The 13,068-nt window shown below is 70.7% G+C and carries 10 protein-coding genes and 2 pseudogenes; 7 read left to right on the forward strand and 5 right to left on the reverse strand.

Translation table 11 applies throughout. The features are described from left to right. Positions 1–114: 114 nt before the first annotated feature. The 3 genes from ACFYQ5_RS04055 (at position 115) to ACFYQ5_RS04065 (ending at position 2,096) form a co-directional block, all read left to right on the forward strand. Entirely contained in the window at positions 115–1,197 is a 1,083-nt protein-coding gene (locus tag ACFYQ5_RS04055) for an amidohydrolase family protein (protein ID WP_389192751.1), read from the forward strand. Positions 1,198–1,299: 102 nt separating this feature from the next. Next, positions 1,300–1,647 (forward strand): hypothetical protein, encoded by a 348-nt coding sequence (locus ACFYQ5_RS04060; protein ID WP_389192754.1) that lies wholly within the window; start codon positions 1,300–1,302, stop codon positions 1,645–1,647. 68 nt (positions 1,648–1,715) lie between these two features. Continuing rightward, entirely contained in the window at positions 1,716–2,096 is a 381-nt protein-coding gene (locus tag ACFYQ5_RS04065) for a hypothetical protein (protein WP_389192757.1), read from the forward strand. Between the two features lie 319 nt (positions 2,097–2,415). On the opposite strand, the pseudogene ACFYQ5_RS04070 reads toward ACFYQ5_RS04065, so the two are convergent. Then, positions 2,416–2,592, reverse strand: a pseudogene (locus ACFYQ5_RS04070) (response regulator transcription factor); the annotation flags it as partial. Between the two features lie 15 nt (positions 2,593–2,607). On the opposite strand from ACFYQ5_RS04070, the pseudogene ACFYQ5_RS04075 reads away from it, so the two are divergent. Further along, positions 2,608–3,147, forward strand: a pseudogene (locus ACFYQ5_RS04075) (alpha/beta hydrolase); the annotation flags it as partial. A 187-nt stretch (positions 3,148–3,334) separates the two neighbouring features. Then, positions 3,335–4,210 (forward strand): carbon-nitrogen hydrolase family protein, encoded by an 876-nt coding sequence (locus tag ACFYQ5_RS04080; RefSeq protein WP_389192760.1) that lies wholly within the window; start codon positions 3,335–3,337, stop codon positions 4,208–4,210. Between the two features lie 78 nt (positions 4,211–4,288). Here ACFYQ5_RS04080 and ACFYQ5_RS04085 read toward each other — a convergent pair whose 3' ends face one another. The 4 genes from ACFYQ5_RS04085 to ACFYQ5_RS04100 form a co-directional block, all read right to left on the reverse strand. Further along, complete coding sequence (locus tag ACFYQ5_RS04085) at positions 4,289–5,998, reverse strand: glycoside hydrolase family 13 protein (protein ID WP_389192763.1); 1,710 nt, start codon at positions 5,996–5,998, stop codon at positions 4,289–4,291. 91 nt (positions 5,999–6,089) lie between these two features. Continuing rightward, a complete protein-coding gene (locus tag ACFYQ5_RS04090; protein ID WP_389192766.1) occupies positions 6,090–6,938 on the reverse strand; it encodes a carbohydrate ABC transporter permease in 849 nt (282 codons plus the stop codon). Further along, a complete protein-coding gene (locus tag ACFYQ5_RS04095) occupies positions 6,935–7,933 on the reverse strand; it encodes a carbohydrate ABC transporter permease (protein WP_389192769.1) in 999 nt (332 codons plus the stop codon). Before ACFYQ5_RS04095 ends, ACFYQ5_RS04090 begins: the two co-directional genes overlap by 4 nt. Beyond that, positions 7,930–9,258: an extracellular solute-binding protein gene (locus ACFYQ5_RS04100; RefSeq protein WP_389192772.1), complete on the reverse strand. Its 1,329-nt coding sequence runs from the start codon at positions 9,256–9,258 to the stop codon at positions 7,930–7,932. The genes ACFYQ5_RS04095 and ACFYQ5_RS04100 overlap by 4 nt, the downstream gene beginning before the upstream one ends. Before the next feature lie 168 nt (positions 9,259–9,426). On the opposite strand from ACFYQ5_RS04100, the gene ACFYQ5_RS04105 reads away from it, so the two are divergent. Then, the gene (locus ACFYQ5_RS04105; RefSeq protein ID WP_389192774.1) at positions 9,427–10,515 is read left to right on the forward strand and encodes a LacI family DNA-binding transcriptional regulator; all 1,089 of its coding nucleotides are present in this window, start codon (positions 9,427–9,429) and stop codon (positions 10,513–10,515) included. Positions 10,516–10,746: 231 nt separating this feature from the next. Beyond that, positions 10,747–12,867 (forward strand): LamG domain-containing protein, encoded by a 2,121-nt coding sequence (locus ACFYQ5_RS04110; protein WP_389192777.1) that lies wholly within the window; start codon positions 10,747–10,749, stop codon positions 12,865–12,867. Positions 12,868–13,068 lie beyond the last annotated feature (201 nt).

Genomic DNA, 13,068 nt, shown 5'->3' on the forward strand with positions numbered 1-13,068 from the left:
GGAACCGGTCCCGAACAGGGCACGCCGTGGTGATCGTGGGCCCGCCGCCGGGCCATCGTGGTGCGGCGAACTGACGGGCTCTACGGATGGGGTAAGCGGATGTCGGAATCGGCCATGAGCCGGCGCAGTCTGCTCATCGCCAGTGGGGCCGTGGCGGCCACCACTGCTGCCACGGGCGGTGCCGCCGACGCTGTGGACAGGAAAGAGGCGGTGCCGCCGGGCTCGGGGAGCGGTGATGACGCAGGCCGGGCGAGGATTGACGTCCATCACCACTTCACCGCTCCGGCGTGGGTGGACTGGGCCGAGCGCGAGGGCCTGGTGCGGCGGGAGGAACTGCCGTGGTGGGCGCGTTGGGACGTGGACTCCGCCCTGGCACTGATGGACCGGGTGGGAATCGCCACCGCGGTCCTCAACCCGACCATGCAGGACCGGTACCGCTCCGCGGCGCAGGCGAGGGAAGGTCTTACTGTCGTCTTCGAGGCGCTGGCCGATGTGGTGGCCGCGCACCCGGGCCGTTTCGCGGTCCTCGGCCCTGCCGTCCTGGACCATCCCGACGTGACCACGTGGGCTCTCCGGCGCGCCTTCGACGAACTCGGCGCCGTGGGCGTCAGCGTGAAAGCCAACTACAACGGCGTCTACCTCGGTGACCCCTCGTACGACCGCTTCCTCGCGGAACTCGACGAACGCGCCGCGGTCCTCTTCACGCACCCGCTCGACCTCCCGGGCGGAGCCCCCGGCGTGCCCACCGTCCCCGGAATTCCGAACTTCATGTGCGATTTCCTGCTGGACACCACGCGTGCCGCTGTGAACCTGATCCGTACCAGGACACTCGACCGTTACTCGCACCTGTCAGTCATCCTGCCGCACGGCGGCGGGTTCCTCCCCCAGATCGCCACCCGCATGAAGGCCTTCGGCGACTTCTGTTCCCCTCCCCTCGACGCTGCCCAGGTGCAGGACCATCTTCACCGCTTCTACTACGACACGGCGGGCCCGATGGCCCCCTCAGGCACCCTGGTGTCCACCGCGGGTGCCGACCGGATCCTCTTCGGCACCGACTGGCCGGCCGCCTCTGCCGACATCATCACCGCATACACGGTGCCGGCCGTCGAGACCGACCCCGTCCTCACGGCCCGCCGCCGTCGCGGCATCAACCGTGACAACGCGCTCCGCCTCATGCCCGCACTGCGGCGTGCCTGAGGAGGGAACATGTCGTGTGGCGGGCGCGGAGGAACAGCAGCCATTCGCGGGAGGAGCTGCGCTGATGTCCACCTGGTCCACTCAAGGATGAATCGCGGCCGGATGTCCGTATGCCGTGGTCAACGACTCTCCACGCTGCTGCTGTGCACAGGACGAGCAATCCCGCGCGACGAACCCGACGAGGACGCCGAGATCGTCAAGAACCTGCTGTCCCTCCGGGCGGCGATCAACGACGACTGCCGCGCCCGGATCCTGGCTGTGGTCCGGGACGGCCGCTATCGGCTCGCCGCCACGCTCGCCGCCGGCCCGGGCGCAGTCATGAGAGAGCACGACGACGTCATCGTGATCACCCGGCTCTGCCCCCGGGTCGTCACCGTGTGCACGACCAGCGTCAAGTCCGGTCTGCCGAACGGGAGTTCACTCCGTGCGCGTGGGGCAGGATGCCGCTAATCTAACGCTTGATCTTTCAATATCTGCACGGTCAGCGTGCATGCGACGTCTCAGGAATGGACCCCCCCATGCGTTTGAGGACCATCGCCCTCGCGGCGATACCCGCAGCCTTCCTCGGTGTTATGGCTTCCGCGACCAGCGCTTCGGCGTGGTCTCCCGGCAACTGCCCGCAGGGCACGTTCTGTGTCTGGCCCGATTACTGGTACGGAGACACCGATACGCCTCCGTCACTGGCGACCGAGGGCGAATGGTCCGGCAGCGCCCCCGGCCACATCTTCTACAACAACACGGCCCGGGACGTCACGATGACGTACTACGTCGTGCAGGACGAGGGGCAGGGGCCCGCGTACACGGCATGTGTCAGCAGCGGCCAGGGGAGTTACTTCACCGTTCCCATGTCCGTCACGAACGTGGCCTGGCGCGAGGACGACGGAACCTCCTGCTGGTAACCACCGGATGTTCCCCGGACCGGTTCCGGTGCGTGCGGTTTCCGGCGACGCAGGCACACGCCGCGTCGCCGGGTACCGCTGCCGGGGCTACGCGTCGCAGGTCGGGTCGTGTGCGGGCAACTGTCCCGTAGGCAGGCAGGCGTTGACGCGCTCGTCGACGCAGGGCCCGTCGTCGAGCAGCAGCGGGCCGACGCGGTGGGCAGTTTCGGCGACCTGCGGGCGCGACGGTGACCGCGCGACCGTCGGGTCCGCGTAGTCGAGCGGCAGGGCAGGCCCCGAAGTCCGGTGGGGGCTGCCCCCTTGGACGTACTCAGCCTGCTCATTCCCCTGCGTCGCGGATCAGGAGTGCGATCTGCACCCGGTTCTCGACCGCCAGCTCGGCGAACAGGTTGCCTGTGTGCGCCTTGACGGTCGCGATGCTGATGCCCAGCCTCCGGGCGATCTCCGGGTTGCCCAGACCGTCAGCGATGGCCTGAGCCGTTCGGAGTTCTCGTTCGAGACCCGGACCCGGCAGGCGCTCGACACGGACCGTCCGCTGCCGCCCGGCCCGCCGCTGCCCCCGCTGGACAGCTTGTTCTCCGGCCGTCATCACGTCATCTGCAGTGATTCGCGGTGGCCGGGGACAGTCCGTGAGTACCAGAAGGATGTCGCGGCCGACCGTCTGAACCACCCGATGCTGGGCGGGTCCACGGCCGACATCGGACCGTGCGCGTTCTGGCCGGACGAGCGGGTCGAGCCGCCGGTGCGCATCGGTGACCGGGGCCCGTCGAACGTGCTCATGGCGCAGAACGAGCGCGACCCGGGAACGCCGCTGTTCGGCGCCCAGGAGTTGCGGCGGGCCTTCGGGAAACGGGCCACGATGGTGACGGCCGATCAGGGCGGGCACGGTGTCTATCCCTTCGGACCCAACACGTGCGCGAAAGACACGGTGACGGCCTTCCTGACCACCGGGCAGCGCCCCTCGCAGGACCTCGCCTGCGCGGCGGAGCCGAAGAAGTCCGGCGGCGTGCCCGGGGCTGCCACCCGAGGTGCTGGAGACGCTCATCGGTGACCCGGTCGACGGTGTCCCGGGTGACAAAGAGGGGACTGCGGAACCCGGCCGTGCCGTGGACGCGCCACCGTGGACCCGCTGGGTCGCCCTGTGGATGCCACTGGAGGAAGGGATCTTGTCCTGTGGCAGGCGCGATGATTGGCTCGTCCGAGCCCCGGACACACCCTCGCGGAAGGTTGCCCCTGCGATGACGATCCCCTTGTCGATCGGCCTCGTCCAGACGGCCGCGCGGCATCACGCCGCCGACGACCCGGACGCGTTCGCCGCGGAGGTACGCGGCGTCACCGAGGCGCATCCCGGCGTCCGGCTGCTCGCGTATCCGGAACTCCACCTGTGCGGCCACAGGCCCGGCGAGGACCCCGAGACGGTCATGACCGCGGCGGCCCAGCCACTGGACGGGCCCCGTGGCACCCGGTTGGCGGCCCTCGCCCGCGAACTGGGCATCTGGCTCGTGCCCGGCAGTGTCTACGAGCAGGGCGCGGACGGCCGGATCTACAACACGGCTCCGGTCTACTCGCCCACTGGCGAACGGGTCGCGGAGTACCGCAAGATCTTCCCGTGGCGGCCCTACGAGACCACAGCGTCCGGCAACACCTTCGTGGTCTTCGACATGGAGGAATACGGACGCGTGGGCCTGACGATCTGCTACGACGCCTGGTTCCCCGAGACCACCCGCCATCTGGCGTGGCAGGGCGCCGACCTCGTACTGAACCTGGTGCGTACGCCCACCGTCGACCGCGCCCAGGAAGTCGTGCTCGCCCAGGCCAACGCGATCGTGAACCAGGTGTTCATGGCAAGCCTCAACGCGGCGGCGCCGGACGGTAACGGGCGCAGTGTCGTCGTGGGCCCCGAGGGGGACTTGCGCGCCGAGGCGGGGCCCGGCCCGGAAGAGGTCCTCACGGACGTACTCGACCTTGCCGAGGCCCGCCGGGTGCGCGCGGGGGGGACCGCGGGCCTCACCCGGGTGTGGGACCCGTTCGAGGACGACCGGCCACCGCTCGAACTCCCCCTGTACGCGGGACGGATCGACCCCGAGCGGTGGCGCCGCGGGGTCCGCCCGTGAGGCGGCCGCCCTCGCGGTGACCACCCGGTCGACCGCTGCCGCCCGGCCTCAGGACGTGAGAGGCCGGGCGCCGCTGTCTCAGCGGTCGGACGTGGACGTGGACGTGGACGTGGACCCGGTCCGTAGCCAGACGGTGGTCCACGGCGGGAGCTCGTCACCGGGCAGCGGGCCGGAAGCGAGGAAGACCTCACCCAGCGGCAGCGCGGCAGGTTCACCGGAGAGGTTGCTGACGGTGTGCCAGCCGCCGGCGCGGGTGAAGTGCAGGAGCCCCTGAGGCGACTGCTCCTGCGAGCCGACCCACTCCAGTGCCTCGTCCGCGAGCAGTGTGCGGCGCAGCCGCAGGGCCTCGCGGTACAGCTCCAGGAAGGAACCCTTGTCACCGCTCTGCACGTCCGCGGCGTACCGGCCCCAGCCGACGGGCTGGGGCAGCCACGAGCCTCCCGGGCCGAACCCGAAGCTCGCGCCCTCCTGGGTCCACGGCAGCGGCACCCGGCAGCCGTCGCGGCCCTTGACGCGCCCGCCGCTGCGTACCCACATCGGGTCCTGCAGGTCGGCGCGGCCCAGGTCGGCGACCTCCGGCAGCCCCAGTTCCTCACCCTGGTAGACGTACGCGGACCCGGGCAGCGCCAGCATCAACAGTGCCGCGGCGCGCGCCTTGCGCACACCTGTCGCCAGGTCCGGGGCAGGTTCCCGGCCGTCGGTGAGCAGCCATGCCTCGATGTCGAGCTTGGTGGAGTCGCCGGGCAGGGCGTAGCGCGAGACATGACGCACGACGTCGTGGTTGGAGAGCACCCAGGTGCTGGTCGCCCCCGCTTCGCGGGCGTCGGCCAGCGCGGAGTCGATGATGGTGTGCATCTCGGCGGCGTCGAGCCGTGCGCCGAGGAAATCGAAGTTGAACGCCTGCCCCAGCCCGTCCCCGGAGGCGTAGGCCGTACGCCGTGAGGCGCGCACCCACGCCTCGGCGACGGCGAAGCGCGGCGGGTCGTACGCGTCGAAGACCTGCCGCCAGCCGCGGTAGATCTCGTGCACCGCGTCACGGTCCCACAGCGGATGACTGCCGTCGACCGGCAGCGCGCCGGGCTGGTAACTCCGTTGCTCGCCGAGGTCGCGCAGCGGCTCGCGCAGGTCCTTGGCGAGGCCGTGGGCGACATCGACACGGAAACCGGCGACGCCCCGGTCGGACCAGAAGCGCAGTGTGTCGTGGAAGTCCTCGCGGACCTCGGGGTTGTCCCAGTTGAAGTCGGGCTGCTGAGGGGCGTAGAGGTGCAGGTACCACTGGCCGTCCGGCACCCGCGTCCAGGCGGGGCCGCCGAAGCTGGACGGCCAGTCGGTGGGCGGGAGTTCACCGTCCACCCCTCGGCCCTCGCGGAAGACGTAGCGCTCGCGTCCGGCCGAGCCGGGCCCGGCCGCGAGCGCCTCCTGGAACCAGACGTGCTGGTCGGAGGAGTGGTTGGGGACGATGTCGACCATGATCTTCAGGCCGAGCCGACGGGCCTCGCCGACCATCACGTCGAAGTCGTCGAGGGTACCGAGCCGGGGGTCGACATCGCGGTAGTCGGCGACGTCGTAGCCGCCGTCGGCGAGCTGCGAGGGATAGAACGGGCTCAGCCAGACGGCATCGACACCGAGGCCGGCGAGATAGGGCAGACGGGAGGTGACGCCGGGGATGTCACCGATGCCGTCGCCGTCGGAGTCCGCGAAACTGCGAGGGTAGATCTGGTAGATGACGGCCTGCCGCCACCAGTCCGCGTCGTGCGGGGAGGGGGCGGGGGAGTCACGGTGGTGCATGGTGAGCCTCTCGGGCGTGTGCCCAGGGTGGGGTGCGGGTGTGCGGGCAGGCGAGGGATCGGCAGGGGGCCGGGGGATTCGTGCGGGCCGCTCAGCCCTTCACGGCGCCGGTGGTCATGCCGGAGACGACCGACCGGCGGAAGATCAGCACCAGGAGCGCGATCGGCACGGTGGCCACCATCGCGCCGGCGAAGATCACACCGTACGGGACCTGGTACTGGCTGGTGAACAGCGCGATGCCGACGGAGACGGTGCGGCGGTCGTCGGAACCGTTGAAGGTGAGCGCGAGCAGGAACTCCGACCAGGTCGCGGTGAAGGCGAACACGCCGGCCGTGAACAGTCCGGGCCGGGCCAGCGGCAGGATCACCGTCAGGGCGGTGCGCAGCGGGCCGGCGCCGTCGACCACGGCGGCCTCCTCCAACTCGGCCGGAATGCCACTGAGGTAGTTGCGCATGATCCAGATCGCGAACGGCAGATTCAGTGCCACGTACGGGATGATCAGGCCCGGATAGCTGTTGAGCAGTCCGGCCTGCCGCTCCATCAGGAACAGCGGTACGAGCAGAGCGATCGGCGGGAAGACCGACAGCATCAGCAGCACCGTCATGACGGCCCCACGCCCGCGCAGCGGCAGCCGGGCGAGGGCGTATCCGGCGAAGAACGCCAGGGACAGGATCAGTACGGTGGAAACGCAGGCCACGATGACGCTGTTGAGGAAGTAATGGCCGATCCCGTTGCGCAGGAACGCCGTCTCGTAGTTGCTGAGGGTGGGGTCCGCCGGCAGCAGGGAGGGCGGCGTCGCGCTGATCTCGCCGGGCCCCTTCAGCGAGGCGGACGCCATCCAGATCAGGGGCAGCAGGGCGCACCCGGCGATCAGCAGCCCGCCGAGGTTGACGACATTGACATAGCGGCGCACGCCTGTGCGCGGGACGTGGCGGCTCATGCCCGGCCCTCCTCGTCGACTTGGGTGCGAAAGACGCGCAGGAACAGCAGACAGCAGCCCAGGACGATGGCCGCGGTGGTGACGGCGACGGCGGCGCCGCCTCCGAAGTCGAGGTTCTGGAAGAGGAGCCGGTACCCGAGCATGGCCACCGACTGGGTGGCCGTGCCCGGGCCGCCCTGGGTGAGCACGAACGGCAGGTCGAAGATCCCGAACGCCTGGAGGATGCGGAAGAGGACCGCGATGGCGACGATGGGCCGCAGCTGCGGCAGTGTGACCTTCCAGAACGTGGTCCACGCGTTGGCGCCGTCGATCTCCGCGGCTTCGTAGACGTCACCCGGGATGAGCATCAGGCCGGCGAGAACGACGATGGCGACGAACGGCGTCGTCTTCCACACGTCGACCACCACCATCGCAGCCATCGCGGGCACCGGCTCCCCGAGGATGTCGGGTCGGGTCCCGAGCACCTGCTCGCAGAGCCAGCTCACCGCGCCGTAGGTGCCGTTGAACAGGTACGACCACAGTTGTGCGGCGACCACGTTGATGAGGGCCCAGGGCAGCAGGAGCAGGGCGAGGATCCAGCCGCGGGCGGCTCCGAGGCGTTCCAGGACGAGCGCCACGAGCGTGCCGAGAACCAGCTCGACGAAGACCGAGACGATCGTGAAGCCCAAGGTGAACAGGAGAGCCCGGTACCACTCGGAGTGCGTCAGGAGCGCCTCGTAGTGGGCGAGCGTGGGCGAGCCGAGCCGCAGACCGCCGTACTCGAGGCGGACCTCGTAGAACGACAGCACCAGCGAGAAGACGACGGGGAAGACCGTCACCGCGGCGACGACCAGGAGGGCGGGGGAGGCGAAGAACCACCCGGTGCGAGCGCGACGGCGGGCGGCGAAGCCCGGGGGCGTCCTTCTCGGAGACTGCCGTGACGCCTCGGCGCGCGTGGAGCCACCCTCGCCCTTCGACGGTGTTCCCGCCTTCTTCATCTGCTGTACGGAACTCACAGCGCGTTTCCTTCCAGGGCCGTACGCAGCCCCTCGCGTGCGGCGCGGACACCGGCCGCGGGGGAGAGGCTGCCGCGCACGACCGCGTTCGCCGGGGTGTACAGCGCCTTGCTGACCTGTGGGTAGTACGGGGTCTGCGTGGGCCGGGCGACGAGTCGCAGGTCGGCGGCGCGCAGCACCGTCGGGTCGCCGGCTGCGCGTGCCTCCCGGCCGTCGAGCACGGAGGTCATCGCGGGGATGACACCGGCCTCCCGGGCGAGGAGGCGCTGCACCTCCGCCCCGGCGCAGAACCGGGCGAACTCCATGGCGGCGCCAAGCTCCTGGGAACTCGGGTTGACGAGATTGCTCCAGCCGCCGGCGCAGGAGATGCCGGAGCGGCCGGTGCCCTCGAAGCCCGGACGCAGGGTGGCCCCGACCTTCCCGGCGACGCGGGAGACCGCGGGGGTGCTCGCGTTGACCCAGGCGTACGACCAGTTGCGGAGGAACAGCCCGCGCCCGCTGACGAAGGCGTCCTGTGCGTCCGATTCCTCGTACGTCGCCACGGTGCGGGGGGTGACCCCGCGGGCGGTGAACTCGGCCATCAGCGAGAACGCCCGCTCCGCCTCAGGGCCGCCCAGCGCGGCCCTGCCCCGCCCGTCCAGGACGGTGGCGCCCGCGTCGGCGAGGAACTCGGTGACATTGGCGGTCAGCGACTCTGTCACCGCCGCCTGCCACAGGAACCCGGCCTCCACGTCACCGGCGGTCTGCACCGTGCGGGAGGTGTGCAGCAACTCCTCCCAGCTGCGGGGGACACGCAGCCCGTGCTTGGTGAGGAGGTCCTTGCGGTAGAAGAGGTAGGTGCTGTCGATGAAGAAGGGCACCGCGTAGACCTTGCCCTGATAGGTGGAACTGCTTCGAAGGGCCGCCGGATAGGCGTCCCAGAAGTCGCTCGGGAGCAGCTTCTCCACCGGCAGGGCGAGTGCGGAGTGACCGAACTGCGCGGGCCACGTCGTGTCGCCCAGATACACGTCGGGCTGGGCGGAGCCGCCGGCGAGCTGGGTGGCGATGGCGCTGCGGTTGCCGTCCGAGGTGGACAGCGCGTTGATCTTCGAGACGCGGATCCGGGGATGCCGGCGCTCGAAGGCACGGATGATCAGATCGGCGACGACGGCGCCCCGTCGTGAGGGGATCTCGGAGACCCACCAGGTGAGCCGGGCCGGCCTCCTGGGAACGGCCGCGGCCTGTGCGAGCAGGTCGTCGAGGTCCTTTCCTCCGCATCCGGACAGCAGACCCGCCGCGGCGGTGCTCACGGCGCCCGTCAGCAGTGCTCGGCGGTGCAGGGACATGGCGTACTCCTCCCCTCTCGGGCTGTCCGATGACAGCGCTAGCAAAGTACGGAGGCCCGCTCTGGAGTGTCAACGGTCGCGACCGATGAATCACAGGAAGCCATTGAAATGACAGCGCTGTCACCTCGGGTGTCCGAGAGGGGTGAGCGGTGTGTTAGCGTCCCGCGCATGGCCGGTGAAACCGCTGAAACCGCTGAAAAGGGCGCCACGTTGGCGGACGTCGCCCAGAGGGCCGGAGTCTCGCCCTCGACTGTCTCCCGCACCCTGCGCGGTCTGTCGACGGTGTCCCCCGAGACCCGGGCGCGCGTGGAGAAGGCGGCCCGCGAGCTGTCGTTCGCGATCTCGCGCAGCGCCTCCAGCCTGGTCACGGGGCGGACCGGCCGGGTCGCCGTGCTCGTACCCAACCTCGACTCCTGGTTCCTGGGTGCGGCACTCGCCGGTATGGCACCCGCGCTCACCGCAGCCGGTCTGGACATGCTGGTCTACAGCGTGATCGACGCCGAGCAGCGCGCACAGTTCTTCGATCATCTGCCGGCCCGGCGCAATGCCGACGCCCTGCTCGTCGTCAGTTTCGCGCTCTCTCCCGAGGAGCGAGCGCGCCTGGACGACCTGGGCATGCCCCTGGTCTTCGTCAGTCAGCACGAAGAGGGCAGGGCCGGCGTCTACGTGGATGACGTGGAGGCAGCTCAGCGCGGCACCCGCTACCTGCTCAACCTCGGCCACCGGCGCATCGCCTACCTGGAGCCCGCGGACGCCTCGGGTTTCGCCTGGAGCAGCAGGGCTCGCCTCGACGGGTACCGCACGGCCCTGGCGGAGGCCGGTATCGGCCAGGACGACGAACTCGTCCGCCAGGTCGCCCACTGGCAGGGGCCGAGCCTGGAAGCGGCGGTGGGGCGGCTGCTGAGTCTCGCAGAGCCCCCCACGGCGATCTTCGCCGAGACCGACGACATAGCTTTCAGGCTCCTCACGGTGCTGCGCGGTGTCAACGTCCCGGTGCCGCAGCGGATGTCGGTCCTCGGCTTCGACGGCCACTCGATGGCGGAGCCGTGGGACCTGACCACGATGACCCAGCCGGCCCGCCGGCTGGGGGAGGCGGCGGCGGACCTGGCCCACCGCGTGATCAACGACCCCGAGGCGCATCGGGAGCGACACGTGGTCCTGCCGGTGGAGCTGGTGCCACGGGGGAGCACGGGCCCGGTGCCGGCCGCGCTTCCGCGGCCCGACGACGCGGACGGCGCTCCGGCACGGAGGGTGTGACACCGGCCTGGCCGTGGGGCGGGAGCCATGGGCCGTGACCGGCGGTGTCACGGTTCGGCGGCGACCCGTAAAAGTGTTTTGAATGCGTTCGAAGAGCGCTCTATATTCATGCAGCCCCGAGGCCGATGGTGAGCATGACAGCTGCTGGTCCTCGTGTGGCACCTGCGCGGCCGAAGGCGGCGAACCACCCTCGCGCAGAACCGGACAACCGAGTCGGGGGGACCCAACCGAATGACCACGCATTCCGGCCGGCGCGCCAGAACCGCCGTCGCGGCCACAGGGCTGGCAGCCGTGCTGCTCGCCGCCACCCCGGGCACCGCCACGGCGGCCGGGGAGAACCTTCCTCCGCTTCAGCCGCGCGTCGACACCCTGACCGTCGACTCGACCAAGGCGTGCTCCGACGAGCCCGTCCACGTCGCCCGCGCACCCGAACTCCGGGCCGTCGTCGCGGACCCGACGGAGGACAACGAGGAGTGGGAGACCAACGGGGCCGGTGCCGATTTCGAGGCCTGGTGGACCGACGCCGACGGAGCCCAGCAGCGCCGCGCCTACACGTCGCACGTCGTGCGCTCTCCGATCACCCAGCTGTGGCGGACACCCGCCGACCTCCCCGCCGACACCGTCGTCTCCTGGCACGTCCGGGCCGTCGACGACGAGGGCGCGACATCCGCCTGGAGTGACGAAGCCCCCGGCTTCACCTGCCGGTTCGTCATCGACACGGTCAGCCCCGAGCCGGCTACGGTCGTCTCCGAGCAGTACCCGGACGACGACAGCGGCTGGCACGACGGCGTCGGCGTCTACGGCACTTTCACGTTCGACTCCCCGTCCGAGGACGTCGTCGAGTACGTCTACACCGTCCTCGGCTCCGTGCCCACCCGGGTGCGGCCCGAAGAGCCGGGCGGACCGGCCACCATCCGGTGGATGCCGGAGAGCAGCGGGACCTACTACATGCAGGTCCGCGCCATCGACCGTGCCGGGCGGTCCAGCTCTCAGACGACCCACTACATGCGGGTCGCCACCGGCCGCAGCCCCGTCGCCCACTGGACGCTCGCCGATCCGGCCGGATCCCACAACGCGGCCGCCGAGGCCGGCCCCGTGGCCCGCGCCGAGGACGGCGTCGTCTTCGGTGCCCCCGCTCCCTCCCGCACCGACCTCGCCTCCACGGTCACCCTCGACGGCCGTGGGAACAGCTACCTCACCGCGGACGCCCCCGCGACGGACACCACCAAGACCTTCGCCCTCTCCGCCTGGGTCCGCCCCGCTGCCACCGACGCCCCGATGACGGTCGCCGGCCAGGACGCGGCCGACGGAACCTCAGCCTTCACGCTCGGTCTGCGCCCGACCGAGAACGGCCCGGCCACCTGGGCCTTCCGCTACGGCGCCACCACCCTCACCGGCGGCAGCGCCACGGTCGGCGGCTGGGCCCACCTGACAGGCCGGTACGACACCGAGGACAGCACCCTGCGCCTCTACGTCAACGGCAAGGAGGTCGCCTCCACCGCGGATGTCGCCCCGGTGGCGGCCCCCGGCGCCTTCCAGATCGGCCGCGCCCGCGGCGACTCAGGCGCGCGCTGGAAGGGCGAGATCGGCGACGTCCGGGTCTGGGACCGGGTCGTGCCCCGCAAGGAGATCGAGGAACTGGGCTCCCGCCCCGCCGAACTGGCCGCAGCCTGGGACATCGAGCGGACCGATGACGGTGTGATCCCCGACCGGGACGGCGACGAGCCGCTCACCCTGCACGGCGGCGCGGGCTTCTACACCCCTGACATCGAGGGCTGCCTCGAGGACCCGGAGTGCGTCGAGTTCCCGGCGGACGCCCTCGACGGCAACGACCACCTCGCTCTGGACGGCACGGACGACTACGCCGCCACCGGCGGCCCCGTGGTCGACACCGCCGACAGCTACAGCGTCGGCCTGCGGGTCCGGTTCGCCGACACCACCCCCGACCGCCCGATGACGGTCCTGTCGCAGGGCGACGCCGACAGTGACGCCTTCAAGGTCCGCTACGACCCGGCTGCTTCCGAGTGGCAGCTGGTCGTCACCCGCAGCGGCGAACCGGGCTCCACGGAGACCGTCGTCGCCGCGCCCGGCGCTCCCACGTCCCACACCGACGAAGTGGTCGTCGTGTACGACGACTCCGAGGGGCACATCACGCTGTACGTCAAGGGCGAGGCGGTGGCCACCACGGCGTTCAACGCCTCCTGGAGCGCCCCCGGCCCGCTCCAGGTCGGCCGCGGTCACACGGCCGACGGCGGCTGGGGCGAGTACTTCCACGGAGGAGCGGACACCGTCCGCGTCTTCGGTGGAGCCCTCACCGCGTCCCAGGTGAAGTCGTTCGCCTACCTCTACTGAGGCGCCGCTGCCCGTGAACCCGTCCGACGGCGGCGCCGAGCCTCGGTGCCGCCGTCAGCACCGGCGGGTGCCGGGTGGGGGGCCCGGCGACGGAGCGGTGGCTGCTGGCCGCCCACCATCAGGAGATTCGTCTCACAATGTGACGCAGACGTTTGACATTAGATGCGCTTATGGTCAATAAAGGTAATGCTTTGGCCATTT

This window comes from Streptomyces sp. NPDC005794 (assembly GCF_042871445.1).
Classification (GTDB): domain Bacteria; phylum Actinomycetota; class Actinomycetes; order Streptomycetales; family Streptomycetaceae; genus Streptomyces.

Bases quoted from the DNA above. Each gene is read 5' to 3' on its own strand.
- ACFYQ5_RS04055 (WP_389192751.1), top strand. From the start codon at position 115: ATGAGCCGGCGCAGTCTGCTCATCGCCAGTGGGGCCGTGGCGGCCACC.
- ACFYQ5_RS04060 (WP_389192754.1), top strand. From the start codon at position 1,300: ATGTCCGTATGCCGTGGTCAACGACTCTCCACGCTGCTGCTGTGCACA.
- ACFYQ5_RS04065 (WP_389192757.1), top strand. From the start codon at position 1,716: ATGCGTTTGAGGACCATCGCCCTCGCGGCGATACCCGCAGCCTTCCTC.
- ACFYQ5_RS04080 (WP_389192760.1), top strand. From the start codon at position 3,335: ATGACGATCCCCTTGTCGATCGGCCTCGTCCAGACGGCCGCGCGGCAT.
- ACFYQ5_RS04085 (WP_389192763.1), bottom strand. From the start codon at position 5,998: ATGCACCACCGTGACTCCCCCGCCCCCTCCCCGCACGACGCGGACTGG.
- ACFYQ5_RS04090 (WP_389192766.1), bottom strand. From the start codon at position 6,938: ATGAGCCGCCACGTCCCGCGCACAGGCGTGCGCCGCTATGTCAATGTC.
- ACFYQ5_RS04100 (WP_389192772.1), bottom strand. From the start codon at position 9,258: ATGTCCCTGCACCGCCGAGCACTGCTGACGGGCGCCGTGAGCACCGCC.
- ACFYQ5_RS04105 (WP_389192774.1), top strand. From the start codon at position 9,427: ATGGCCGGTGAAACCGCTGAAACCGCTGAAAAGGGCGCCACGTTGGCG.
- ACFYQ5_RS04110 (WP_389192777.1), top strand. From the start codon at position 10,747: ATGACCACGCATTCCGGCCGGCGCGCCAGAACCGCCGTCGCGGCCACA.